Genomic DNA, 25,265 nt, shown 5'->3' with positions numbered 1-25,265 from the left:
TCAGTTCCCGTTCTGCACTTTGGCTAGGTAACATTAGGTTTCGTGTCCGATCAACCGCTGCAGAACAATCGACGTCCCGCCTCTAATCCTGGCGAGCGACGCCACCAGCCGAGCGCCTCGCACCGCGTAGACGCCTCTTCGGTATCCGCAGGGCAAGCAGACGACAATGAACCTCGTGGCCGGCAGAAATACTCGTTCACCCCCACGGCGTCGGCCCGCGTGTCCAATAAATGGGACTATCCGACGACAACAACGAAACGCTCTCCGCTGCCTCAGCCCGGGTCGGGCACCCCAGACCATGATCGCTCCACGCAAAATCGCAGGCGCCGACACACACACACGACGCCGTCTACCGACGCTGCTACGACCGCCACGAAGGTCAGTCGGTCGGCGCGCCCGCGCCCACCTCGGCGAGCAGAGGTGGGTGGCCATGAGAGCATTCATGGGATCCCACTATGGGCTGTTCCGCTCCTGCTCATCGCTGCTCTTCTTACCGGTGCAGTCATCTCCATGGCAGGAGGAACCCTGGGATGGATCTACCTCTTTTCCTTTGGCCTTATCAGCCTGTGCATAGCTCTGTTTGTAGAGCCACGAGGCATCTTTTTGGCTGTGGCACAGATCCCCCTCGTTTTTTCTATCGTCACGCCCTTCGCTGGCTGGCTCGTTGCGCAGACACACAGCGACAATAATTTTTCAGCCACCGTGCTCATCGGGGCGGCCTATCCGCTGTTCCAACAATTCCCCTTCCTCCTCATCATCACTGCGGGAGCTGCAGCCATTGGCTATCTGCGACTGGCGCAACTCCGTCGCGCCGAACGTGGCGAAGTCCGGCAACGCGAAGAAACCTCCCGGCGGCAGCGTTCCTCAGATGAAAAAAATCGTCAGGTAGCACAGCGAGCACGCCGGATTTCCACATCCACGTCAGCACCAAGAAGCAAAGGACGCGCCCGGACAACGGGACACAGCGGCTCGACCGTAACGGTCCAGGATCTCTTGCGGCGCCAAGCCAAGGGGGGTTCGACGCACCACTCCTCGGCCAACCGCTCCGTCGACGACGACCTGTACCAGTAGGCGTCGACAAGTAAAAAATTCCTAGCGCTTAGCCCGGTTCGCAGGGCGAATCTCACGGGGAAGCCCGAAAACGAGCTTCTCTGTGGCGGTCTGAACCGTTTCCACCTCCGAAAAGCCGTGCTCGTCGAGCGTCGCCAACACGTCTTTCACCAGAATTTCCGGAACAGATGCGCCGGAGGTCACCCCGACTGTGTTCACACCTTCGAGCCAGGAATCCTCAATTTGGCTCGCGTAATCGATGAGGTAGCCAGCCTTCGCACCGGACTCCACTCCCACTTCCCGCAAACGCTTCGAGTTGGACGAGTTCTGCGAACCGACAACGATGAGCAAATCACACTTCGGCGCAATCGCCTTCACCGCACTCTGACGATTCTGCGTGGCGTAACAGATATCGTCGCTCGGCGGATTCTCCAGCTGCGGGTAACGCGCATGGAGCTTATTCACGATTTCCATCGTCTCGTCCACACTCAGTGTCGTTTGGGACAGCCAGATGAGTTTTTCCTCCGGGCCGAACTCCGGCAGCTCATCTACACCGGCAGGACCATCGACGAGGTGCGTTGTGTGGGGAGCCTCACCCATCGTGCCCTCCACCTCTTCGTGGCCCTTATGCCCGATGAACAAGATGGTGTAACCATCCCGGTCGAAGCGCTTCACCTCGTTGTGGACCTTGGTCACCAGCGGGCACGTTGCATCCAGCGTGTTCAGGTTCAACGATTTCGCCTCGCCACGAACAGCCGGGCTCACACCGTGGGCCGAAAACACCACGTGGGCGTCTTCTGGCACATCGGTTGTTTCATCAACGAAGATTGCACCGCGCTCAGCGAGCGTATCCACCACGTAGCGGTTGTGCACAATCTCCTTGCGCACATAGACGGGGGCACCGTATTTCTCCAACGCTCGTTCCACCGTTTCCACCGCACGGTCTACACCCGCGCAGTACCCACGCGGAGCTGCGAGAAGAACTTTCTTACCTGACTGGGCCTCGTTATCTACTGGCATGAATCCAAGGCTACCGTCTTTCGTCTTCGCCGTCACACGCGGGGCGCGGTAGGCTTCAAAGGACGAGCAATTGCAATGGAAAGGACGTAGGAGCCCCGATGGCGAAGCAGACGACAAGCCCTGACCACCCGTTTTCCGTATCCACCATCAACACTTTGGTGGGGAATTGGGTTGGGCGTCTCGGCGATGCATGGGTCGAAGGTGAGCTCATTCAAGTCAATATCAAACCCACGTGGTCCTTTTCTTACCTCAGCCTTAAAGATCTCAACGATGATATCTCCATGCAGCTGACTTGCCCCACGAACATCGCCACCGCCGCGAACATCACCAGCGGTGACCGCGTCATCGTCCACGGTAAGCCCCGCGTTTACCAGCGCAACGGCCAGTACTCGCTCATGGTATCGGAGATCCGGCATGTTGGTATCGGTGAAGAGCTAGCCCGCATCGAACAACTTCGTCGCGATCTCGCTGCAGAAGGACTTTTCCGACCGGAGCTGAAGAAGCCTCTCCCTGTCCTGCCCCGGTGCGTCGGTCTTATTACGGGTCAGGGCTCGGCTGCGGAGAGAGATGTACTCAAGGTGACCCACGATCGCTGGCCCGCTGTCCAGTTCAAAATAATCAACACCGCAGTCCAAGGACAACGCGCGGAACCAGAGATCATCGCGGCTCTGGCTCAGCTGGACACCGACCCCGATGTCGATGTCATCATCATCGCCCGCGGCGGCGGTTCCGTAGAAGATCTTTTCCCCTTCTCTCGCGAAGGTCTCGTCCGCGCGGTCGCCGCTGCGCAGACACCCGTGATCTCTGCCATCGGCCACGAACCGGATCAGCCAATTTTGGATAACGTCGCGGACTTCGCGGCGAAAACTCCAACGGATGCGGGCAAGAACGTCGTTCCAGATGCCATGCAGGAGGCACTCATGATCCAAGAAATGCGGAGCCGCGCGGCGAACGCTCTTCGGTCTTGGGTCGTGCGCGAGGAAGAAGGACTGGCGAACATTCGCTCCCGCCCCGTTCTTAAAAATCCCTATACCATCGTCGAGGAGCAGGAAGCCATCATCTCCGACTGCACGCAGCGAGCGCGTCGTTGCGTGGCGGCGGTTTTCGCCCAGGAGGACCGCGACATAGTCAGCCTGCGCGCACGCGTGACTGCGCTTGGACCTGCAGCCACGCTGCAGCGAGGATATTCTGTGGTGCAGGTCGTCCCCCGGGATGGATCCGACACTCACGTAGTCACGACGATCGCCGAGACCCCACCCGGGAGCCAGCTGCGGATCCGAGTCACCGACGGATCCATCACTGCCGCAACGATGAGCACTACCCCCGCGGACTAAAAGCAAGACATTTTTACAACTACGAAAGGACCTTTCATCATGGCAGGAGAGACCATCGGCGCGGGAAACCGGCCGGAGTTTGAACCCGTTGAAAACCTCAGCTACGAGGAGGCCCGCAGCGAACTCGTCAACGTCGTCCGTGTACTCGAACTGGGACAAATGGGTCTAGATGAATCGCTCGCCTACTGGGAGCGAGGAGAGGCATTAGCAAAGCGGTGCGAGGAACATCTCAACGGAGCGCGAAACAAAATTGAGGCGGTATTAGGAACATCAGAGGACGATTCCTCTCTCCAGGCCTAAGAGAAACTTTTACTTGCGTGCCTCAATCGCGGCTGCCAGAAGTTCCTCCAACTCAGGTTCGTCAGCAGAGCCAGTGACTACCAGGCGATTTTCGCCGGTGTCTGCGATATACACATCACGCTCACCGTCAGCCGCATAGTGATGAGCCACCACGCCACCCACCGTGGGTGAACCGGTCTCTTCGTAGGCTGCCGCGTAGGAAGCGAGAATGTCATCGACCGATGCACTGGTTTGCATCAATTGTGCGTAGCCACCGGCTGGAGTCACCCACCCCACCGTCGGCGCGATGCTTTCACCGAAAGCTGACCGCCTGGCCGAGTTAGTCACCCACCCCTCCGGCATCTCAGGTAGCACCACCGGAAACGGCGAATTAGCCTGTTCCTGCTGGATGAAATTGGTGGCATCTACCTCCTGCACGGGACCGTTTTCAGGCGCGCCAGGGTTAAACGAGCACAGGCCGGTGAAACCCACTGAGATGACCATGATGACCACGATCACCGCCATGGACAGCGCTATATCGGACATTCCTTGAAATACACGAGGTTTCTTTTCAGCCACGGCATCGATTGTGCCAGATTACTTCTTTAGGAGACACATGAGGCTGTGCAGCATCCAAAGACCAGCAACCGTGCGGCCGGACCGAATAAGAAAAACGGACACCCCCGATTTAGTTGCTTCATCTTTCCGCCACGACCGCTTTACCTGGCGTTTCACTCCACACATCCGTTTTCGGCTGTGTGGTCATAACCATATGCCCTTTTAGGGAAGCGACAGTAGTACTCTGGGAAATAAGAAATTATTGACTGCAACTCCATATCCTGGCCTTTTGGCTTAGGCAGGTGCGGAGTGCAGTGTGTTCATACGCCTGTAGGAGGCCCAACCATATGACTGCTAACCACCCCGAAGCACCGGATCGTAACCTTGCTCTCGAACTCGTACGCGTGACGGAGGCGGCTGCACTCGCAAGTGGCCGATGGGTCGGCCGCGGCGAGAAAAACTCCGGCGATGGTGCCGCCGTCGACGCCATGCGCAAGCTCATCAATTCCGTTGAAATGCGAGGTATCGTCGTGATCGGTGAGGGCGAAAAGGACGAGGCCCCGATGCTGTTCAACGGCGAGGAAGTTGGTACTGGCAAAGGCGCTGATGTCGACATCGCCGTAGATCCAATCGACGGCACCACCCTGATGGCCGAGGGGCGTCCGAATGCGATTTCCGTTCTGGCTGCTGCTGAGCGCGGTTCCATGTATGACCCCTCTGCCGTTTTCTACATGAAGAAGATCGCGGTGGGCCCGGCTGCTGCAGGGCTCATCGATATCGAGGCTCCTGTCAAACACAATATTGAAGTGGTTGCCAAGGCCAAGGAAAAGCCGGTTTCCCAGATTGTTGTCTCTGTGCTGGACCGCCCGCGCCACGTTGACCTCATCAAGGAAATTCGCGCTGCGGGTGCCAAGATCCGTCTCATTCATGATGGCGATGTCGCAGGTTCCGTTGCCGCTGCCCAGTCTCAGACGATGAACTCCGTCGATATCTGCATGGGTACTGGCGGAACCCCGGAAGGCATCATCACGGCATGCGCAATGAAGTGTATGGGCGGCGAAATCCAGGGCATCCTGGCACCTCGTGATGAGGCAGAGCGCGAGAAGGCACGCAACGCCGGCCTTGACTTGGACACAGTTCTCACCACCTCGGATTTGGTCAAGTCCGATAACTGCTTCTTCGTCGCAACCGGTGTGACGAACGGCGATATGCTTCGTGGCGTGACGTACAGCCCTGACGGGGCCATCACTCGTTCCGTGGTCATGCGCTCGAAGTCCGGTACGGTGCGCTACATTGACTCCATCCACCAGCTCAAGAAGCTGCAGGAATACTCCGTAGTCGATTACGGCCCGAAGGATAAGTAGTCCTCCTTTTCCGCCTCCGGTTTCCCCTTCGCACGTGGCGCTTTGGCCTGACGAAAGGGACCGGGGGCGTTTTCTATGCGTTCCTTGGCTCACTCCAGACGTTGAGGTATGACAAATACCAAATCTTTCACGTTTTTACTCCAATCATCACACCACTGCTCGAGCGAACCGGCTAAGGTAGAAGGTGTTTACATACTCCGAGACAAGGAAGTGAAATGTCAGACCAGGAATACAGGATCGAACATGACACCATGGGCGAAGTGAAGGTGCCCGTCAACGCGCTCTGGCGCGCTCAGACGCAACGTGCAGTGGAGAACTTCCCCATTTCCGGCCGTGGGCTGGAGTCCCCCCAAATTTCTGCTCTTGGCCAGCTCAAGGCTGCGTGCGCCAAGGTGAATAAGGCCTTGGGGCTTCTCGATGCAGAGAAGGCCGATGCAATCATCGCTGCAGCGAAGGAAATCGCTAACAACGAGCATGACGATCAGTTCCCCATCGACGTGTTCCAAACTGGCTCTGGCACGTCATCCAACATGAACACCAACGAGGTTATCGCCTCCATCTGCCACAACAACGGCGTAGAGGTACACCCGAATGACCATGTCAATATGGGACAGTCCTCCAACGACACGTTCCCCACCGCAACGCACATTGCTGCCACGGTGGAGACGGTTAACGACCTCATCCCCGGTCTCCAGGTTCTCCACGATGCGCTGGCGGAGAAGGCTGAGGAGTGGGAAGAAGTGGTAAAGTCTGGCCGCACTCACCTCATGGATGCCACGCCGATCACCCTCGGTCAGGAATTCTCCGGCTACGCTCGTCAGATTGAGGCCGGTATCGAACGTGTTCAAAACGTTCTCCCCCGCCTCGGCGAACTTCCGATCGGTGGTACTGCCGTAGGAACCGGCCTCAACACCCCCGCCGAATTCGGCGAAAAGGTGACGGCCGAGCTCGTCAACCTCACCGGTGTCGATGCGCTTCGTCCCTGCAAGAACCACTTCGAGGCGCAGGCTGCCCGTGATGGCCTCGTTGAATTTTCGGGCGCCATGCGCAGCGTTGCCGTTAGCCTGAACAAGATCGCTAACGATATTCGTCTTATGGGCTCCGGTCCGCTCACCGGTCTCGCTGAGCTCCGTCTCCCCGAGCTGCAGCCGGGTTCCTCCATCATGCCGGGCAAGGTTAATCCGGTTCTGTGTGAGACCGCCACGCAGGTGGCGGCGCAGGTCATCGGTAACGACGCTGCTGTTGCTTTCGGTGGCGCCCAAGGCCAGTTCGAGCTCAACGTCTTCATCCCGATGATGGCTCGTAACGTTCTGGAGTCTGCTCACCTGCTGGCAAACACCGCCCGCGTATTCGCAGAACGCCTGGTCAAGGGAACTGAGCCGAACACCGACAAGCTGCGTCACTCCGCAGAGTCCTCCCCGTCCATTGTGACTCCGCTGAACTCTGCTATCGGCTACGAGAACGCAGCAAAGGTAGCAAAGACGGCTCTCAAGGAAGGCAAGACCATCCGCCAGACCGTTATTGACCTGGGCTTCGTTGACGGCGAACAGCTCACCGAAGAAGAGCTGGACAAGCGTCTCGATGTCCTGAGCATGTGCAACACGGAACGCGACGCATAGTTCCTCGCGCAAAAATAAAACCCCGTGATTTCAGCTTCCGTTGAACTCACGGGGTTTTTAGCGCCCCCATGCGCATCAGTCACGTCGGTTGGCATCCTTATCAAACCCCAAACCGATGAACAGCTCGTTATGTGCCTCCACGAGGTAACTGTCAAGCAACGTCACGGCTTCCTTGAGGTCCCTGCGCTCTACTACTGTGAGAATCTGGCCATTCACTTTGGAGAAACGACTGTGCAGTCCAGGCGTATCGGAGTATTCCAGAAAGGCGATACGAGACCGTGCATTGATTGCCTGCATTGCTTCGCTCAGCGTAGGGGAGCCGGCGGCATCAACGATTGTTTGGTGGAATCTGCCGTTGGCCGAACCGACAACCATCCAATTAGCTTCCCGGATAGCTTTCTGCTGATCTGCGTACACGGACCGAAGTTTTTGCAGCGAATCTTCGTTTCTGATGAGTGCTGGCAGGGCTCCGATTTCGACGGTGCGACGGAAAGAATAGATATCACGCAGGAGAGATGCGGTTGTCTTGAGAACAAAGACACCCCGGTTCGGGAGATGTTCGACAAGGCCCGCGTGAGCCAGCAAGCGGAAAGCTTCCCGGAGTGTGTTGCGAGAAATGCCGAGTTCCTCTGCGAGTGCGACCTCTGCGAGGCGCGCGCCTGGTTCGAAATGGCCATTGAAAATCTTGAGAGTCAGCGAGTCTGCAGCAATCTCCGCTGTCATGCGGACCGCCGACCCATCGGGGGCAACACGACACCGCTCGGGATCCGGCGACGATGTGGCAAACTCGGGCCGGTGAAGAAGGTACTCATCCCCACTTTCAGGGGTGAATTCGGGGGTATGTGTGAGGTCGCGCATAATAACTTTTTCTCCTTCAAGTTCAAGCAGCTTATGCGCCCTAAAATCTCGTTTACGCCGATTAACGCATCAGAAAAAGCTTGTCTGAACTTTATGCCTTATTTATACTTCGATTATAAAGCTTCGTTCAACAACAATGCTACATACCCCCGGAAGTGCCCCACCCGCCCCTCCACCAATTGATACCAAGACGCTGCTTAAAGCGCCATCGGCACATCGAATCGGTTATGATCCCAAGCTTCCGGCTCTAACAATAACAACACATTGTTATTCAAAGGTAAGTATATTTTTCACCGCTTCGGTGTTCCGTACCCACCAGCGAAAGGAGGCGGATGTGACATCACCTACACCCCGCGACACGAACGAAAACCACATATTTTCTTCAACCCCAGCTACTACCACTCCACACCAAAAGGATGAATCGGACAAGAAGGCTTCATCAGCCATCCTTGGCGCAATCTTCCTCATGGCCACATCGGCTATCGGGCCGGGATTCCTCACCCAAACTGCGGTGTTCACGGCAAAACTCGGAGCGGCCATGGCGTTTGCCATCTTCGTTTCCATTCTCATTGACGTGTGCATCCAGCTGAACGTGTGGCGCATTATCGCCGTCTCCGGCAAGCGAGCCCAAACACTCGGCAACACCGTCCTCCCAGGCCTTGGATGGCTTCTCACCATCCTCATTGCGATGGGTGGCATTGTCTTCAACATTGGCAATATTGCCGGCGCAGGTTTGGGAACTGATGCCATGATGGGGCTCGATGTGAAAATCGGCGGGGTCATAACAGCCGTCATTGGCTGTGTTCTGTTCATGTCAAAGAGAGCCGGAATGGCTTTGGATCGCGTGCTCGTCATCCTTGGCTCCCTCATGATCCTCCTCACCACCTACGTGGCGATCGTGTCTGGTCCCCCGGTTGGTCAGGCTTTGAAAAACGTTGTTTTACCGGAGACGATTGACGTCGTGGCGATCACGACTCTTGTCGGTGGCACTGTTGGCGGGTATATCACCTACGCAGGTGCCCACCGCATGCTTGACGCGGGAAAGACGGGGCCTGAGGCAGTAAGCAGCGTCACCAAGTCCTCCGTCACCGGGATTTTGGTGACAGGCGTCATGCGAATCTTGCTCTTCCTCGCGGTTTTCGGAGTCGTCGCTGGCGGTGTCGTCCTCAGCACCGATGGGAACCCTGCTGCGGAGGCCTTCCAGGCGGCAGCAGGAGATATTGGGCTTCGATTCTTCGGCGTTGTTCTGTGGGCTGCAGCCCTATCTTCGATCGTCGGGTGCTCCTACACGTCTGCGACCTTCATCGTTTCTTCTGGTGAGGAGCACAGAAAGAAGCAGAACATCATCACGATCATCTTCATTGTCGTTTCGTGCCTTCTCTTCATCGTTCTCGGTACTGCTCCCGCCAAGCTGCTCGTTTTTGCTGGTGCTTTTAACGGTCTCGTCCTCCCTATCGGTTTCACGCTCATGCTCTACATCGCGGTGTTCCGACAGAAGGATCTGCTCAAGGGCTACACGTACCCCAAGTGGCTGGTTTTCATTGGCCTGTTCGCGCTTGTGGCCGCGTGGTACTTGGCGTTCCGCAGCTTCTCGGGAATTTGGAGCATCCTTTAGTCGCCGCTTCAGCGATAGCTAAAATTTACAATTAATACCACCTATATTTGACGCGACGTGTACCATTCGCGGCACAAGGTTCGACGTACGGAAAGGAACGTTCGGTGACCTCGATCGATCTCAACTGTGATTTGGGAGAAAGCTTTGGCAATTTCCACATCGGCAATGACGAGGAGGTGCTGGGGCTTGTCACTAGCGCTAATATCGCCACGGGGTTCCACGCTGGTGACCCGCTAGTGATGCTCACCACTGTCCGACGGGCGAAGGAAAACTCGGTGCGCATCGGTGCCCATGTCGGCTACCGAGATCTGCCGGGCTTTGGACGTCGCTTCATCGATTACGACCTCGACCAACTGACAGCAGAAGTGCTCTACCAGATCGGTGCTCTCCAGGCAGCCTGCCGTGCAACCGGAACTGAGGTGGAGTATGTGAAACCACACGGAGCGTTGTACAACCGCATCGCGAGGGATGCCAAGCAGGCCCAAGCCGTTATCGCCGGCATGAAACTCGCAGACCCCCAGCTGGCACTCATGGGGCTCGCAGGATCCCCTGTCTTGGGATGGGCGGAGGAGGCAGGCCTTCCTACTATCTCCGAAACATTCGCCGATCGCGCGTACGAGAAGGACGGCTCCCTTGTTCCTCGCTCTCAACCCGGCGCGATTCACGATTCCGACGAGAAGGCTACAGAGCAGGCTCTCAATTTTGCGTTAGACAAGCCCATCACGGCCGTTGATGGCTCGGATGTCCAGGTGGTGGCGGATTCTATTTGTGTCCACGGCGATAACCCCCACGCACTACATCTCGTCCGCGCTATTCGCGATACGCTATCGCACAACGGAATTGCGGTGAGTTCGTAACAATGAAAGCACGTCCATGCGGCGATGCCGCTGTATTGATCGATATCGATGACGCTGAATCCATCGAAGCCGGCTTAACTGTTCAGGACGGTGTCCTTTCCATCCACCAGCGTCTAAAGGACGCTCAGCAACGGGGTTTAGAGGGCATTGTCGATATGGTCCCGGCAGCTCGCACACTCCTCGTCATGCTGGATCCGAAGATTCAGCCACCCCGCGACTTTGTCGCCAAGATGGAATCGCTACACCTGGAAACTCCAGCGGTTGGCAACCTCTCTTCAGGGGAGGATATCGTCACGGTACCTACCGTGTACGACGGCCCAGACCTGGGCACTGTCGCCGAGCTATGGGGTGTCAGTGCTGATGACGTGGTCTCTATGCATTCGGGGATGACGTGGAAGGCCGCGTTTGGTGGCTTTGCTCCCGGATTTACGTATCTCCTTCCCACCGGCGATTTCCCGACGGTTCCGCGTTTGGATTCTCCGCGCCCCCGTATTCCGCAGGGCTCCGTGGGCATGGCTGGCGCATTTTCCGGTGTGTACCCGCAGCAGAGCCCGGGCGGTTGGCAGCTTTTGGGGCACACCGACCTCGCCATGTGGGATACGTCCCGCACTCCCCCGGCGCTTATCCAGCCAGGCCAGCTCGTCCGTTTTGAGGTGAAGAATGACTAACCATGAAAAGATTCCCGCGCTGACTATCCTCAATCCCGGCATCATGGCTCTCATCGAGGATCGTGGCCGGTTCGGTTACGCGGGCATGGGTGTGACCCCGTCTGGTTGCTTCGACCGAATGAGCTATGCCCGCGCCAATCACGTTTTGGGCAATAGCCAGGACGCTCCGATGGTGGAGATTTTGCATGGGGGCTTCGAGGCGGAGTTCTCGTGCACGACTTCGTTTACGATTCTCGGTACTCGAGCCCCCGTGGAGGTGACGTACCCAGGGAAACGGCCACGGATGGAGTACACGCAAGCTGTCATCGATGTTGTACCCGGCACGACCATCAAGTTGCTCGGCGCGGAAGCAGGTATGCGAGCCTACTTCGCGATTCGTGGTGGCTTCGACGTGGAGACGGAACTCGGGAGTGCCTCCCGCGACACAATGAGTAACCTCGGCCCTGCGCCACTACAGGCAGGAGATGTCCTTTACGCCGGTTCTTTCGTGGAAGAAGATCCATGGGTCCCCCGCGTACGGAGTATTCCGCCGGTTTGGCCGCAGCGTTCCCAGGAATTGCTCACGGTCATTTTGGGGCCCCGCTCGCAGTGGTTCACAACGAATGCCATCTTTGATTTCCTCTGGCAGGAGTACATCGTCAGTGGTAATTCCGACCGCATCGGCGTCCGCTTGGAGGGACCGAAGCCACTCAAGCGGGCAGTAACTGAGGAGCTGGCCAGCGAGGGGACAGTCCGTGGCGCAATTCAGATTCCAGCGAACGGACAACCGGTTATTTTCGGTCCCGACCATCCCGTCACCGGTGGCTATCCAGTCATCGCGGTGTTGTCTGCGCGGTCTGCCGACCGCGTTGCCCAGCTGAGACCGGGGGATTCCGTCAGGTTCGCTGTTAGATAGTATTGGCTTGTCGACGCCCATTTTTGGGCGTCGATTTGCTCATTCTTGGAGCGTGCTCAGTTGCGAATTTTTCCGGAGGGCGTAGTATCACTTCGTCACGCGTTACCTATTATTTGGTAGCACTTAAGTTTTCTACACGCGGCAAGTGAGGATACGTGGTAAACGAACAACAAGAAACAGAAAGTGTAGCGAACCATTCCGATAACCGGCGGGTGTGGTTCGCCTTCATCGCCCTGATGCTCACCATGTTGATGAGCTCCTTGGGATCGATGATCTTCTCCACCGCCCTGCCCACCATTGTGGGCGACTTGGGCGGCGTCGAGCTCATGAGCTGGGTCATTACCTCCTTCATGCTGGCACAGACAATTGCCATGCCGATCTTTGGCAAGCTGTCCGATCAGATGTCTAGGAAGTACCTGCTCATCGGCGTAATCGCCGTGTTCATTGTCGGATCGATTGTCGGCGGTTTCGCCCAGTCGATGACAATGCTCATCATCGCCCGGCTCATTCAGGGTGCTGCCGGTGGCGGTCTCATGATCCTGTCGCAGGCCATCACAGCCGAGGTTGTCTCCGCACGTGATCGTGGTAAGTACATGGGCATCATGGGTGCCGTGTTCGGTGTGAGCTCCGTGCTTGGCCCCGTGCTCGGTGGCTGGTTCACCGACGGTCCGGGCTGGCGTTGGGGCCTGTGGCTCAATGTCCCGCTGGGCCTCATTGCCATTGCAGGCATCGTTTACTTCCTGCATAACAGCGGCTCCCACAGCCGCGTCAACGTAGACGTCTGGGGCATCCTCACTATGGCTGTGGCCACCTCGACCCTCATCCTGATGTCCACGTGGGGGGGTAACACCTACGAATGGTCCGACCCGATCATCATCGGTCTCGGCATCAGCGCGGTAGTTTTCTACGTTCTGTTCTTCTTTGTCGAGCGAAAGGTAAGCGCCCCCCTCGTACCGCCGTCGGTATTCGAGGTCCGCAACTTTAATCTCACCACCCTGGCGGGTATCGCCACAGGCGTGTTTATGTTCGGCACCCTCGCCTACCTACCTACGTACATGCAGATGGTGCACATGATGACCCCGACTAAGGCGGGCCTCATGATGACCCCGATGATGGTTGGCTTGCTCATGACGTCGACACTGGTGGGCAACTTGGTTACTCGCTACGGTCGCTACAAGTGGTTCCCTGTTGTCAGCATGGTCGGAACGTTCTTCGCCATGGTTGTCCTCAGCTTCATGGAACCAGACACGCCACTATGGGTTGTCGGCATCATGCTTCTGGCACTCGGCGCAGTGCTCGGTATCGGTGTGCAGATCCTCGTGCTCATTGTGCAGAATTCCTTCTCCCTGAACTTGGTGGGAACAGCTACCGCCGCGAACAACTTCTTCCGGCAGATCGGTGGCACGCTTGGTTCCGCACTCGTCGGTGGTCTCTTCACGGGTTCGCTGAAAGATCACCTGGAGGGGAAGCTGCCACAGGCCATCGCACAGCTTCCGCCTGAGGCCCAGCAGCAGATGGCGCAGGCCGGAGGCGGATTCACGGATAAGCTCACTCCGAGTATGCTGGCACAGCTGCCCGAGGTCATTCAGACCACTATTCAGCAGAGCTACTCCGACGCGCTGACTCCTATCTTCCTCGTCCTGTCGCCCCTCGCACTTGTCGCCGCTCTGATTCTTGCTTTTGTTAAGGAAGAACCACTGAAGACAGAAATTGCTTAGACCCAAAAAGGACCTGTACACGGCCTTTTTCAGATCTAACTAATGGCGTTCTAGAAGATCTGTAACAAGCTCTGCAATGGGCGATCGTTCTGAACGGGTCAGCGTGATGTGTGCGAAGAGGTCATGCCCCTTCAGCTTCTCGATCACTGCCTGGACGCCATCGTGGCGACCCACGCGGAGGTTGTCACGCTGGGCTACATCGTGGGTGAGAACGACCCGGGAGTTTTTGCCCAACCTGGAGAGAACGGTGAGCAGGACGTTGCGCTCCAACGACTGCGCCTCGTCCACGATGACGAAGCTGTCATGTAGGCTTCTGCCACGAATATGCGTGAGGGGCAGCACCTCTAGCAGGCCTCGGGACTCGACTTCCTCCAACACGTTGTCGGACACCAGCCCCTCCAAGGTGTCATAGACGGCCTGCGCCCACGGGTTCATTTTCTCGTCCTCCGAACCGGGGAGATAGCCCAGATTTTGTCCGCCGACGGAGTAGAGCGGCCTAAAGACGACAATCCGCTTATGTTGCCGTCGCTCGAGAACACTTTCCAACCCGGCACACAGCGCCAGCGCTGATTTGCCCGTGCCTGCGCGACCTCCGATAGAGACGATGCCCACCGACTCGTCGGAAAGCAAATCGAGCGCAATCCTCTGCTCAGCAGAACGTCCAGAAATACCGAACGCCTGTTGGTCGCCCCGGACAAGCCGCACCAGACCGTGGGGTGTCACGCGCCCCAGAGCCGAGGTACTGCCCGATGTCAGCGAGATACCACAGTGGACGGGAAGATCCGCGACGTACTCCTCTGACACTGTGTCGATCGCGTCGACCTCCACCACGCCGTCGCGATAAATGGTGTCAATCGTGGCGCGGTCGACTTCTGCGTGTGCCATTCCCGTATACCCCGATGAGACGACATCCTGGGCGTGATATTCGTCGGCTTCGAGTCCCACTGCGCCTGCTTTCACGCGCAGCGGAATATCCTTCGTTACCAACGTCACCCGGTGGCCTTCTTTCTGCAGATTCAGGGCACAGGCGAGAATCCGGTGATCGTTTTGGAAATCCTTGGCGAAAGCAGAGGGAAGAATAGAGGGGTCCTGGTGATTCAACTCCACGCGGACGGTGCCACCCTCCTTGCTCACCGGTATCGGCTGGTCAAGCCGACCGTAGGTGTGACGAAGATCCTCGAGGAAGCGCAGTGCCTCGCGCGCATACCAGCCAAGCTCCGGGTGATGGCGTTTCTGCTCCAACTCACCGATCACCACGAGGGGGACAACGACATCATGCTCAGCGAACTTTCGCAACGCCCACGGGTCAGAGAGCAGCACTGATGTATCCAACACATACGAGGTTGTCGGGGTTGGGAGGTGGCCGTCATGTGCAGGGTCCTCGGAGGACTTTCCGGTTTGCCCCGTCGAGGTCGGGCTCGCGGCAGGTGATGTATGCGGGGTGCGGGTTAGTGAAACCATCGCGGACAATCCCTTTCCAACTCGGTGCCTAATCGATGCTCACGCACCGAGTCGTGTGTAGTGCAGGCAATGAACTGCCGAGCGGACGTGTCCTTTCCTTCATACCGAAGGGGTGGGGCGCTCATTGCGCCTATCCGCTCGGTCACCACCCACGCTAACAACCGCAGGTTAAAATTACAGCGCTGTAAGTTGAACATTGCATTAACCCCCAGCTAGGGACGAGCCCCTGTCCCCCACGATTCTCTCCCCCGTGTACCCCCATTTTCTCAACTACCAGTTGAGCAGCCCTCTGAGCTGAATCTCAATTTCAGCGGGTACAAGAAAGCGCTACGTGGCATGCCACGTAGCGCTTTCTACGATCATCAGTATCTCACGCTAACCGCGTAACAGGCGAATCTGCTTCCCGGTCGTTGCGATTGGAGTGATGCTCTTACTTGGTCTCGACGTCAGCAGTGAAGGCACCTGCTGCATCCTTCACCCACGAGATGGAACCGTTCTGGAAGGCCTGCTCCCAGCCGGAGCCGTCAGTGAGAGCAACTTCCTCGTCGGTCGGAGCAGCAACGCTCGAGTCGAAAGCACCAGCGTTCAGCCACTGCTTTGCGATCTCGCCGTGGATGAGAACCGCACCGGTCTCGGGGGTGTAAGCCAGGTAGTGGTTGTAACCCTCGCGCTCGAAGGTTGCCAGCCAGCGATTCTGTCCGTAGTCCTTGACATCATTGACGTGGCCGAGCTTGGACTCAGCGCCACCCAGTGCCTCGTATTTGTCAGCGATAGCCTCGGGGACCTTGACCTCGTTGCCATTAGCATCGGTCAGAGTAGTCGTTGCGACCTCAGCGCCTGCGGCACCGTTTGCACTTTCAGCGGTGGCGGTCTCCGTGACCGTACCCGTAGTGACGTTGGTCTCGGTCACCTTAGCACCCTCTTCGCGAGCCTCCTGTGCTTCAGATGCCTTCGCATCGGCGGACTCAACAGCCTCACTGGAAGCGGGGTTCTCGTGGGCCGGGGAGCATGCAGCCAGACCGAGGCCGAGCATAGCGGTAGCGGTGAGAGCGGTGAGCTTCTTAACAGTCGTCGTCTTCAAAACGATTCCTCATTTCTAACAGTTAATAAATTGCTTATTACCTCAACCATTATGGGGAGTTTTACTGAAATTTTCAATTAATTGCCCAAACGTTAACTGGGAGGAACCGTGTTTACCTGCGGAAATCTCGAAAAGCGAACACTAAATACATGTCAATTTCTCTTCCTACCACGATTGCCGCGGTCGTTTTTCCGTCGTCTTACCTGCGCGGAACCTCGTGAATGATGGAAGGAGGAGCCACTGTGAGACCCGCGCGCTTTCGATGTCTGCGGCTTCGTCTTCTTACCCGCAGCCTTTCCTGTACCTCTATTCTGCCCCGCCTTTGCGCTGCCCCTCGACGATGTCCGGGTGCGACCTTTCATTGTCCCAACAAGGTCCTGGATCGCATCGCAGTCATCGTCGATAAGCCAGACAAGGGCGATATCCGTCGTCCGCTCGCTAGCAAAAGAGAAGTGTTTAATCTGCTTCTTGGACAGCACCTTAAGGAGAGGCCGGGGCGCGAGGACAATTCCAACGCCCGCGGCAGACACCGCCAGACCATCCCGAACCGCCTGCACGTCAACGGCCCGATCCTCGCCGATTGCCCAGTTGACAATCTCCCCTTCGATTTCCGAAGGATAAACCTTGTCTGGGGAAATTTCCGCAAGCTCCGTCTCCTTCCCCACCGCGATCCCTGGCTCTTCTGTGTACAGGACGACCCTGTGCATCTCCTCGCTAAGCCGGGGATCAGGAAGGCGCGTCAACGCAACCGGGACGGGCAGCTCTTCACCGTGCGCACGACGAGTGACCCGCTTGCCGAAACATGCGAAGGGGTCGTCCACCCTCGACGTAATGAGTTCCGGGTGCGTTGTGTTCTCGTGGTAACGGTCAAACCACTTTCCTGGTTCCGCCCCAGTACAGAAGAAAACTTCCACGCTCATGGAGCAAATGATACCGTTAACCTCGTGAGTGAAAGCGATAGCAGCGTGCGCCGTGAACCGTCCGCGCAAGCGATGAAACCCCAAACCGCAGCCAACAAGCTCGGCCTTTACCTGCCGGCAACGCCCGAGGAGTTCCAGGCTTCGGCGCTGACACACGATGAGTTTGTGGCGCTACAGACCAATCCGCCCGAGTGGCTACAAACCCTCCGCCGTGAGGGACCGCACCCGCGAAAGGTGGTGGCACAGAAACTCGGTATTTCGAATACCGCTCTGAAGAACAGCGAGATCTCCGCGCCATTGACTACTGCACAGATCAAGGAGCTCCTCGCTGACCAGCCCGAGTGGCTTGCCAAGGCACGCAAGGATATGGCACAAAAGCGTGCAGAGCATTCCCCGAAGAATGAGGAGGAAAAGTGACGTTCGACCCGACAGCCAGGGACCCCGAAGAACGGGGTAACCACGTTCATTCCTCGCCTTTTAACCCGCACCGGGACGAGGCACAGGATACTGACCGCTCCTCTGATGACCAGTTCGACGAACACGGTGGGGTGTCTAAGTTGACCATCGCTATGTGGGTCATGATCTCCCTCATCGTAGTTATATCCGCGACCTGGATGTTCGTCAGCTACCTTCGTGGTGACCTCATCATCGGCTAGATCAGCCATCCGTATACAAACACCTCACATTCACCAGCACATTGTCACGGTCACGCATGACTCGACGCGACGCGGTTACTGCCAGTGGACGGGGCATCATCCGTCGTCAGCACCCAGTATGCCCGCTCAGGCCAATGCGTGAGAAACAACCACATGTGCAGGAAAATCCCCCAGCTCCGCCATCACATGGCGAAACCGGGGGATTTTCGGACTTTAGCTAAGCATACAAAGCCAACCCAGCGAACCTAGCAAATGGTCCAGTTCTCGTAGCCTTCGTACAGCGGGTAGGAATCAGCGAGCTTCTTCGTACGCGCACGCAGTCCCTCGATATCGGCGGACTCGCCCGCTGCAAGAGCCGTGGCGATGATATCGGCGACCTCGCGGAAGCCCGCCTCGTCAAAGCCACGGGTTGCTAGAGCCGGGGTACCAATACGGAGACCAGAAGAAACCGCCGGCGGACGCGGATCGAAGGGCACGGTATTGCGGTTAATCGTGATGCCTACCTCGTGGAGAAGGTCCTCGCCCTGCTGGCCGTCCATCTTCGAGTTGCGGAGGTCAACCATGACGAGGTGAACATCTGTTCCTCCCGTCAGCAGCTCAATTCCAGCCTTCTTGCAGTCCTCACCACTGAGGCGCTCGGCGAGGATCTGTGCACCGTCAAGAGTGCGCTGCTGGCGATCCTTGAACTCATCAGTTCCAGCGATTCCCAGAGCGACGGCCTTTGCCGCAATGACATGCATGAGCGGTCCGCCCTGCTGCCCCGGGAAGACGGAGGAGTTGATCTTCTTTGCCCAATCCTGCTTGGCAAGGATCATGCCGGATCGTGGTCCGGCCAAAGTCTTATGAACGGTTGTGGATACGACATCCGCGTACGGCACGGGGCTCGGATGCAAGCCGGCAGCAACCAAACCGGCGAAGTGAGCCATATCCACCCACAGCTTTGCGCCCACTTCGTCAGCGATGTCGCGGAAAGCCTTAAAATCGAGGTGACGCGGGTAGGCCGACCAACCAGCGATGATCACAGCCGGGCGCTCCTTCAGAGCCATCTCCCGCACCTGATCCATATCAAGGCGATGTGTCTTCTCATCCACCCCGTAGGCTACAACCTCGTAGTTCTTGCCAGAGAAGTTGAGCTTCATTCCGTGGGTGAGGTGACCGCCGTGATCAAGCTTCAGACCCATGATCTTGTCACCGAGGTTCGCCAGCGACATCAGCACGGCTGCGTTGGCCTGCGCACCCGAGTGGGGCTGGACGTTAGCGAACTCAGCGCCGAAGAGCTCGCGCGCGCGGCTGCGAGCAAGATCCTCAATCACATCGACATTCTCACAGCCACCGTAGTAGCGACGGCCGGGATAGCCCTCCGCGTACTTGTTGGTGAGAATGGAGCCTTGAGCCTGGAGGACGGCACGCGGGACGAAGTTCTCCGAAGCGATCATTTCGAGCATGTCGCGCTGGCGACCAAGCTCATCCATAATTGCCTCATGAACCTTCGGGTCGAGCTCCTTGAGCTCCCGATAGCGTACGTCGTGGGAATTCGGGGCTGTCATAACCGTATCCGAAACCTTTCTTGAGCGTAATGGTGTCTTTCCAAGTCTGAGATGCAAGTCACGTGCATCGGCCTTGGGCCTTTCTGTCACTTATTTTAGAGTCTCACGAGACCAAACGTCGCGAAAAATACTACGTTTTACCTCACACTGGTTAAGACCAGTGAATTATTCACTTATACCAGATTTCCGCCAGGTAATATGCATAGTTCTATGCATTAGCGAAATCCTTTTCCTTTAACAGGTTCGAGGTCCACCCCCAAATGGAGGTGCTATACAGTCATAGTGCATTATTTTTCTTTCTCCTTTTCCTTCCACCTACCCCACAGGTTTCCGGGTTGGCTCACCACGGGCAAAATAGAGCTATGGCGAAACGATCCCCGGACCCCAGCCCCTATATAGACTTTGGGCGCGATGAATGGCGCGAACTGCGGCGAAACACCCCCCAGGTGCTCACAGCTGAGGAAGTTGAGAAGCTCCGTGGCATTGGAGACATGATCGACCTGGAAGAGGTGGCAGATGTCTACCTACCTCTTTCTCGCCTGATTTACATGCAGGCGAAGGCGCGGCAAAAGTTGACAGACGCTACCGCCGACTTCCTGGGTACCCCTACGTTCCGTGTACCGTTCATCATCGGCATCGGTGGATCCGTGGCTGTAGGAAAGTCCACCACCGCGCGCGTCCTCCATGTCCTCCTCCAACGATGGACGTCCACCCCGCGGGTTGACCTCGTCACTACCGACGGTTTCCTTTATCCGAGTGCCGAGCTGGAGCGTCGGGGAATGATGAACCGCAAAGGCTTTCCGGATTCCTACGACCAGAGAGCTCTCCTCCGCTTCGTCACCGACGTAAAATCAGGCAAAGAAGATGTCATGGCACCGGTGTACTCCCACCTCAAATACGACAGGCTTCCGGATGTCTATACCCATGTGAAGAAGCCGGATATTCTCATCCTCGAGGGGCTAAATGTGCTCCAAACTGGCCCTACGCTCATGGTTAGTGACCTGTTCGACTTCTCCGTTTTCGTCGACGCCGCAGCGGAGGATATCGAGCGGTGGTACATTAATCGCTTTCTCGCTCTCCGCTCAACGGTGTTCTCCGAGCCTGATGCCCACTTTGCACATTATTCCCGGCTTTCCGAAGAGCGGGCGCGCGCAGAGGCGCGGGAGATTTGGCAATCAATCAACCTCCCGAACCTTGTTGAAAATATTCTCCCCACTCGTGTCCGCGCCTCTCTTGTGCTTCGCAAAGGACCAGATCACCGCGTTCAACGCGTTCGCATGCGCAAGCACTAAAAGCGACTTACCGCCATTTTTCCAGTTCTTCGCCCGACTTACGTGTACGAGGTGTTCGTGAAGGTAGCCGAGGAGTGGACACAATCGGAACAGCGGAAGCAGATACGGGATCGTTTCCTGGGACGATGGCAACGGTAGGAGTGTGAGGCCCAGGCAGGCGCTTCGTCTGTCTAACGCGCCTGTGCCCACCACACAACCGGCCGGATTTTCTCCGTGTCCACCTTGTCGAACCCCACCCCGCCTGAAGCGACTAGCTCTTTTTCAAAAGCGGAGGTGCCCGGCTTGGTGGAGTAGTACAGCAGCATTCCCTTGATGGCTGTGCGGTGAACAAGGCGAAGATCTGGGTAGTGAAGCCGTCCAGGCACGTAGAACCGGCGGATGCGATCCTTCTCCTCCCCGAAAAACTTTGCTGAGCTATCTTTCGCCGCCGCCTTCTCCGGATCCGTCAACCCAACGGTGACAAAAGCGACGTCTTGACCGGCGGAGGTGGTATCCACTTTCCGCGCCGCCTGCGCAGCATACTCGGAACCGAGGAGCTTCACTCCGTACACAGGTCCCACAAAAATAAGCGGGACTGCTTCTTCATTCCACACCTCGCCTGCAGGAACACCATCTGTGATATCGACGATTCGCCGCCCCAAAGCTGTCGCGAGCGCCTCAGCATACACTCGGGTGGAGCCGTAGACGGAAGAAAAGTACACAGCCGGTTTTTCCTGCACGATGGTCCTTTGCATGATGGTTAAAACATTGACAAGTCTGGGGGCTGCCCATGGCAGAGCCTCCCCAGAGAGTAATGAAAAAGCGCTACTTTCCAAATCGGCGACTACGCGAAGAGAAGTCACGCAACGCGCGAAGAAAATCAATGCGACGGAAGGCAGGCCAGTACGTGTCCGTAAACCAAATTTCAGAATAGGCAGCCTGCCATAAAAGAAATCCAGACAGACGCTGCTCACCAGAGGTCCGAATCACGAGGTCGGGGTCCGGTTGATCCCGGGTGTACAGGTGTCGGGATAGCGATTCAATCGTCACCGCATCGGCTATTTTGTCAGCGGGAGTACCTTTTTCTGCTTCCTCGTTGACGAGCGCCTGAACCGCGTCAACGATTTCTTGTCGGCCACCGTATCCCACAGCGATGTTTACGACCACTCCCGTGTGATCTGCCGTTTTAGCTGCTCCACGTGCCATTCTCGTCGAGATCTTCTCGGGCAAAAGATCCATATGTCCCACAAGCCGAATGCGGCAATTCAGGTCGGTTGCGGAAAGCTCGTCCACGACATCTGCGATGATATCGAAGAGCAGCCCTACTTCTTCGGAACTGCGCTTGAGGTTCTCTGTGCTGAGAAGGTAGACGGTGACGATTTCCACTTTGGTGTCTTCGCACCAGCGGATGAGCTCCCCGATCTTCTTCGCCCCCACACGGTGGCCATGCGAGACATCGGCAAATCCAGCCTCTCGCGCCCACCGCCGGTTGCCGTCGCACATGACTGCGACGTGCCGGGGTTGAGGCCTGTCTTTGATGACACGCCTCAAATGGTTCTCATACAGCGGGTACAGCAATGTCGGGAGCAAGTTCACACTAGCGATTTTAACTGTGCGACTTCACCGCGCGCTAGATGTCCCCCGTGTTCGCTCAGATAAGTGGCCGACGAGCAGGAATGTCCATGCCAGCCTCCCGCATCGCTTTGTTCAACGTTTCCTCGTCGAATACGTCGATTCCATGCTCCTCGGCGAATGCGCGCCGACGGTTTAGCCGAGCGATGCGACGGGCAAGGCGCCATCCAAGAAACAAGATGGCGACCATCATGGCTGCCACAACTAGGAGACCAATAGGCGATGCCTGGCTGGAATCAGCGTTCTCCGGTGACGGACCACCTGACTGGGCGATGACAGTCTGCGTCGCCTCCATCAGGTTTTCCCGAACCAATGGGAGAAATCCAGTGATGACCATCTCTATTTTTCCTTCCACGACCATGTATGCGCACGGCGCGCCACAAGCTTTACGTATATCGTAGTAGCTCCTGGGGCGCGGGGGTGCTGTGGGTTAGGACAACCCTGCCAGAAGATCGTCCTCCGGCAGGTCGGTCTTCACTCGCGTCTGCGCAAGTTCAAATTCCTCCGTCGGCCACAAGCGCTTTTGCATCTCCAAGGGCACCGCAAAAAAGGTGCCCTCCGGGTCGATCTGCGTGGCGTGGGAGAGCAGAGCTTGATCCCGGTTCTCGAAGTAATCCGCACAAGGAACCTGCGTAGTGACGCGTCGCATCAGATCGAAGTTCCTGCTACGCATCCTCTCCACGTAGTCGGCTAACGGGCTCGGTTTTCCCTGAGCGAGGAACTCCTCGTGGAATTTCTCGACGCGTTGCCGGATGAAACCGTGCGTGTAGTACAGCTTCTTGGGCTCGTGGGCCTCCCCGAGTTCCGGCTTGTATCCCGGGTCACCCATCCTTTCCCAAGCGATCATCGTAATGGTGTGCACCATAATGTGATCCGGATGTGGGTACCCACCATTCTCGTCATAGGTGACGATGACGTCTGCCTTCTTTTCGCGCAATACTGCGATGAGCTTATCCGCAGCGTCCTCTGGATCTTGCAGGGCAAAGCAGCCCTCGGGAAGCGGTGGGAGTGGATCACCCTCAGGCAATCCGGAATCGACGTAGCCGAGCCACACGTGATCGGCACCGAGTGCCTTGATAGAGCCGACCATTTCTTGCTTTCTCACTGCGAGCATTCCGTCGGAAACAGCAGCTGCGTCGAAATGGGGGTTGAGAATATCCCCGCGTTCGCCACCCGTGCAGGTAACGATGCACGTGTGATGGCCTTCGGTGGCGTATTTCGCCATTGTGGCAGCACCCTTACTCGCCTCGTCATCCGGGTGAGCATGAACGGCGACTATTGAATAGCGCTTCATCTGTCTATCCACTCTTCTTTCCATATCTCCATCAACGTTGGTGCATATCCTACATTCCCCCTTTCCGCAGTTAAACACGAAAGGCAGAACGCAGTCATCGCACCACCGCAGGCTCAAAAGCCGCTGGTGGACTTTCCCGGCATGCCCTGCCCATAGCAACGCCGTAGCAGTATCCCCGCATGACAGCATCCCAGCAATCCCGTGGCAGCATCGCAACCACACTGCAGCAACAACACGCTGGAAAGGCACAATGCAGTAGTCAACCACCATTGTTTATAGCCCCTCCCGATTTCCCCCGTATTCTACAGCCAGCTAAACTCTGATGATATGACTACGCAAAGCCGGCTGGATTCTCGCTACAACCGTCAGCGCGCTGACAACAACCTGGCGGGAAAAATCATCGTTATAGGCGCGATTTTGTTTCTTATCGCCGGCGCATACGTAGTGTGGCAGTACAGCCAATACCAAGAACGCGACAAGGTCAACGCGGAAAAGGTCGAGTACACGAGGCTGCAGGACAACACATTGCGGCTCACGTTCGATACGATCCGCGACAATCCAGATTTGGATTCCTACTGCATCGTGTTGTCCTGGGACTACAACCACGCAGAGTTAGGGCGCCGAGAAGTGCTCATTCCCGCGGGCGGGGACAAGAAGACGCGACACACCGTGGATATCCCGAGCCGGGGTGTGCCCGTTATGGGCGAGATTTACGGCTGTTCAACGACGCTTCCGTCTTACCTCACAGAGGAACCAGAAGAGCTCTCCACTGTGCCGGTGGACGAATCGGCACACGAGCAGTAAACCGGTTATTGAGTGGCAGTGGTAGAATTCACTCGAATTGTGGCATGAACTGCCCTCGCACGGACGCGAAACTGTAAACCTTAATTTTTACGTATGCGATCACTGAGGTATCGACCCAGCCCGTGGCTGTTACCTCGGGAGTGATCACGGAAGGATATCAATGGCTGAGGTACAAAAGACCTACATCACCCCGGAATCTAAGGCTGCTCTGGAGCGTGAGCTCAAGGCCCTCATCGATAACCGTCCGGCCATCGCCGCGGAGATCAACGAGCGCCGCGAGGAAGGCGACCTCAAGGAGAACGCCGGTTACGATGCTGCTCGTGATCAGCAGGCGCAGGAGGAATCCCGCATCCGCGAGATCGAGGAGATGCTGAAGAACTCCACCACCGAGCGCACCGCTCTCAAGGAGGGTGAAGCCCAGGTCGGCTCCGTCGTCCACGTCTACTACAACGATGACGAAAACGACAAGGAGACCTTCCTCATCGGTACCCGCGCTACCGCGTCGGATAACCCAGATCTGGAGACCTACTCTGAGCTGTCTCCGCTGGGTGCCGCTGTTCTCGGCGCTACGGAGGGAGAAACCCGCCAGTACACCGCGCCCAACGGTGTGACTGTCTCTGTCACCCTCGTTTCCGCTGAGCCTTACGATTCTGCAAAAGCTGCTGCTCTCCGCGCACAGCGCAAGCAAGACGACGAAAAGTAAGCTTCCTTTCCTCGCCCGCCGGCACCATCCGGCGGGCTTTTTCATGCTTGTCGACGTCTCC

The 25,265-nt window shown here is 57.1% G+C and carries 26 protein-coding genes; 15 read left to right on the top strand and 11 right to left on the bottom strand.

What is annotated here, in order from left to right; genetic code table 11:
* The first annotated feature begins 42 nt into the window (after nt 1–42).
* Complete coding sequence (locus tag HMPREF3044_RS13335; protein ID WP_231286154.1) at nt 43–1,071, top strand: DUF6542 domain-containing protein; 1,029 nt, start codon at nt 43–45, stop codon at nt 1,069–1,071.
* A gap of 21 nt (nt 1,072–1,092) precedes the next feature.
* Here the strand turns inward: HMPREF3044_RS13335 and HMPREF3044_RS04785 are convergent, their stop codons facing one another.
* Nucleotides 1,093–2,070 (bottom strand): 4-hydroxy-3-methylbut-2-enyl diphosphate reductase, encoded by a 978-nt coding sequence (locus HMPREF3044_RS04785; protein ID WP_050762634.1) that lies wholly within the window; start codon nt 2,068–2,070, stop codon nt 1,093–1,095.
* 98 nt (nt 2,071–2,168) lie between these two features.
* On the opposite strand from HMPREF3044_RS04785, the gene xseA reads away from it, so the two are divergent.
* Together xseA and HMPREF3044_RS04775 are read left to right on the top strand one after the other, a co-directional pair.
* On the top strand, nt 2,169–3,404 hold the full coding sequence (gene xseA, locus HMPREF3044_RS04780) for an exodeoxyribonuclease VII large subunit (RefSeq protein WP_005391900.1): 1,236 nt from the start codon (nt 2,169–2,171) through the stop codon (nt 3,402–3,404).
* Between the two features lie 39 nt (nt 3,405–3,443).
* Nucleotides 3,444–3,704, top strand: a complete 261-nt coding sequence (locus tag HMPREF3044_RS04775) for an exodeoxyribonuclease VII small subunit (protein ID WP_005391899.1) — start codon at nt 3,444–3,446, stop codon at nt 3,702–3,704.
* Between the two features lie 9 nt (nt 3,705–3,713).
* On the opposite strand, the gene HMPREF3044_RS04770 is transcribed toward HMPREF3044_RS04775, so the two are convergent.
* Entirely contained in the window at nt 3,714–4,262 is a 549-nt protein-coding gene (locus HMPREF3044_RS04770; protein ID WP_246820883.1) for a DUF4245 domain-containing protein, read from the bottom strand.
* A 326-nt stretch (nt 4,263–4,588) separates the two neighbouring features.
* Here HMPREF3044_RS04770 and glpX point away from each other — a divergent pair, with 326 nt between their 5' ends.
* Together glpX and HMPREF3044_RS04760 are read left to right on the top strand one after the other, a co-directional pair.
* Nucleotides 4,589–5,605, top strand: coding sequence for a class II fructose-bisphosphatase (glpX, locus tag HMPREF3044_RS04765; protein ID WP_005391893.1), 1,017 nt, complete (start codon nt 4,589–4,591; stop codon nt 5,603–5,605).
* Nucleotides 5,606–5,820: 215 nt separating this feature from the next.
* Nucleotides 5,821–7,224 (top strand): class II fumarate hydratase, encoded by a 1,404-nt coding sequence (locus HMPREF3044_RS04760; protein ID WP_005391892.1) that lies wholly within the window; start codon nt 5,821–5,823, stop codon nt 7,222–7,224.
* 75 nt (nt 7,225–7,299) lie between these two features.
* Here the strand turns inward: HMPREF3044_RS04760 and HMPREF3044_RS04755 are convergent, their stop codons facing one another.
* Nucleotides 7,300–8,082, bottom strand: coding sequence for a GntR family transcriptional regulator (locus HMPREF3044_RS04755; RefSeq protein ID WP_050765606.1), 783 nt, complete (start codon nt 8,080–8,082; stop codon nt 7,300–7,302).
* A 334-nt stretch (nt 8,083–8,416) separates the two neighbouring features.
* Between HMPREF3044_RS04755 and HMPREF3044_RS04750 the strand changes: the two genes are divergently transcribed.
* The 5 genes from HMPREF3044_RS04750 (at nt 8,417) to HMPREF3044_RS04730 (ending at nt 13,835) form a co-directional block, all read left to right on the top strand.
* On the top strand, nt 8,417–9,697 hold the full coding sequence (locus tag HMPREF3044_RS04750; RefSeq protein WP_005391890.1) for an NRAMP family divalent metal transporter: 1,281 nt from the start codon (nt 8,417–8,419) through the stop codon (nt 9,695–9,697).
* 104 nt (nt 9,698–9,801) lie between these two features.
* On the top strand, nt 9,802–10,554 hold the full coding sequence (locus HMPREF3044_RS04745; protein WP_005395864.1) for a 5-oxoprolinase subunit PxpA: 753 nt from the start codon (nt 9,802–9,804) through the stop codon (nt 10,552–10,554).
* Between the two features lie 2 nt (nt 10,555–10,556).
* Nucleotides 10,557–11,222: a 5-oxoprolinase subunit B family protein gene (locus tag HMPREF3044_RS04740; RefSeq protein WP_005395863.1), complete on the top strand. Its 666-nt coding sequence runs from the start codon at nt 10,557–10,559 to the stop codon at nt 11,220–11,222.
* Nucleotides 11,215–12,117 (top strand): 5-oxoprolinase subunit C family protein, encoded by a 903-nt coding sequence (locus tag HMPREF3044_RS04735; protein ID WP_005391887.1) that lies wholly within the window; start codon nt 11,215–11,217, stop codon nt 12,115–12,117. Before HMPREF3044_RS04740 ends, HMPREF3044_RS04735 begins: the two co-directional genes overlap by 8 nt.
* Before the next feature lie 155 nt (nt 12,118–12,272).
* Complete coding sequence (locus tag HMPREF3044_RS04730; RefSeq protein ID WP_005391885.1) at nt 12,273–13,835, top strand: MDR family MFS transporter; 1,563 nt, start codon at nt 12,273–12,275, stop codon at nt 13,833–13,835.
* Between the two features lie 39 nt (nt 13,836–13,874).
* Here the strand turns inward: HMPREF3044_RS04730 and HMPREF3044_RS04725 are convergent, their stop codons facing one another.
* The 3 genes from HMPREF3044_RS04725 to HMPREF3044_RS04715 form a co-directional block, all read right to left on the bottom strand.
* Nucleotides 13,875–15,296 carry a PhoH family protein gene (locus HMPREF3044_RS04725; RefSeq protein ID WP_231286152.1) on the bottom strand — a complete coding sequence of 474 codons (1,422 nt, stop codon included), beginning with the start codon at nt 15,294–15,296 and terminating at the stop codon, nt 13,875–13,877.
* Between the two features lie 430 nt (nt 15,297–15,726).
* Nucleotides 15,727–16,377, bottom strand: a complete 651-nt coding sequence (locus tag HMPREF3044_RS04720) for an LGFP repeat-containing protein (RefSeq protein ID WP_005391881.1) — start codon at nt 16,375–16,377, stop codon at nt 15,727–15,729.
* A 152-nt stretch (nt 16,378–16,529) separates the two neighbouring features.
* Nucleotides 16,530–17,297 carry a hypothetical protein gene (locus HMPREF3044_RS04715; protein WP_239171021.1) on the bottom strand — a complete coding sequence of 256 codons (768 nt, stop codon included), beginning with the start codon at nt 17,295–17,297 and terminating at the stop codon, nt 16,530–16,532.
* A 24-nt stretch (nt 17,298–17,321) separates the two neighbouring features.
* Here HMPREF3044_RS04715 and HMPREF3044_RS04710 point away from each other — a divergent pair, with 24 nt between their 5' ends.
* Nucleotides 17,322–17,714 carry a DUF5997 family protein gene (locus HMPREF3044_RS04710; protein WP_196793973.1) on the top strand — a complete coding sequence of 131 codons (393 nt, stop codon included), beginning with the start codon at nt 17,322–17,324 and terminating at the stop codon, nt 17,712–17,714.
* Nucleotides 17,711–17,953 (top strand): hypothetical protein, encoded by a 243-nt coding sequence (locus HMPREF3044_RS04705; protein WP_005391869.1) that lies wholly within the window; start codon nt 17,711–17,713, stop codon nt 17,951–17,953. The genes HMPREF3044_RS04710 and HMPREF3044_RS04705 overlap by 4 nt, the downstream gene beginning before the upstream one ends.
* A gap of 245 nt (nt 17,954–18,198) precedes the next feature.
* Here the strand turns inward: HMPREF3044_RS04705 and glyA are convergent, their stop codons facing one another.
* Entirely contained in the window at nt 18,199–19,500 is a 1,302-nt protein-coding gene (gene glyA, locus HMPREF3044_RS04700) for a serine hydroxymethyltransferase (RefSeq protein WP_005391867.1), read from the bottom strand.
* 362 nt (nt 19,501–19,862) lie between these two features.
* Between glyA and coaA the strand changes: the two genes are divergently transcribed.
* Entirely contained in the window at nt 19,863–20,792 is a 930-nt protein-coding gene (coaA, locus tag HMPREF3044_RS04695) for a type I pantothenate kinase (protein ID WP_005391866.1), read from the top strand.
* Between the two features lie 170 nt (nt 20,793–20,962).
* Here coaA and HMPREF3044_RS04690 read toward each other — a convergent pair whose 3' ends face one another.
* The 4 genes from HMPREF3044_RS04690 to mca all read right to left on the bottom strand — a co-directional run bounded on the left by HMPREF3044_RS04690 (nt 20,963) and on the right by mca (nt 23,697).
* Complete coding sequence (locus HMPREF3044_RS04690) at nt 20,963–21,526, bottom strand: flavodoxin domain-containing protein (RefSeq protein ID WP_005395859.1); 564 nt, start codon at nt 21,524–21,526, stop codon at nt 20,963–20,965.
* A gap of 70 nt (nt 21,527–21,596) precedes the next feature.
* Entirely contained in the window at nt 21,597–22,367 is a 771-nt protein-coding gene (locus HMPREF3044_RS04685; protein ID WP_005391862.1) for an isoprenyl transferase, read from the bottom strand.
* Between the two features lie 55 nt (nt 22,368–22,422).
* Nucleotides 22,423–22,740 (bottom strand): hypothetical protein, encoded by a 318-nt coding sequence (locus HMPREF3044_RS04680; RefSeq protein WP_005391860.1) that lies wholly within the window; start codon nt 22,738–22,740, stop codon nt 22,423–22,425.
* 93 nt (nt 22,741–22,833) lie between these two features.
* A complete protein-coding gene (mca, locus tag HMPREF3044_RS04675) occupies nt 22,834–23,697 on the bottom strand; it encodes a mycothiol conjugate amidase Mca (protein WP_040429071.1) in 864 nt (287 codons plus the stop codon).
* Between the two features lie 327 nt (nt 23,698–24,024).
* Here mca and HMPREF3044_RS04670 point away from each other — a divergent pair, with 327 nt between their 5' ends.
* The gene (locus HMPREF3044_RS04670; protein WP_005391856.1) at nt 24,025–24,501 is read left to right on the top strand and encodes a DUF4307 domain-containing protein; all 477 of its coding nucleotides are present in this window, start codon (nt 24,025–24,027) and stop codon (nt 24,499–24,501) included.
* A gap of 160 nt (nt 24,502–24,661) precedes the next feature.
* Nucleotides 24,662–25,204 carry a transcription elongation factor GreA gene (greA, locus tag HMPREF3044_RS04665; RefSeq protein WP_005391854.1) on the top strand — a complete coding sequence of 181 codons (543 nt, stop codon included), beginning with the start codon at nt 24,662–24,664 and terminating at the stop codon, nt 25,202–25,204.
* Nucleotides 25,205–25,265 lie beyond the last annotated feature (61 nt).

The sequence above is a fragment of the Corynebacterium sp. HMSC073D01 genome, from assembly GCF_001815555.1.
Classification (GTDB): domain Bacteria; phylum Actinomycetota; class Actinomycetes; order Mycobacteriales; family Mycobacteriaceae; genus Corynebacterium; species Corynebacterium glucuronolyticum.
The sequence above is the reverse complement of the archived record's forward strand: the minus strand, read 5'-3'. Positions and strand labels throughout refer to the sequence as shown.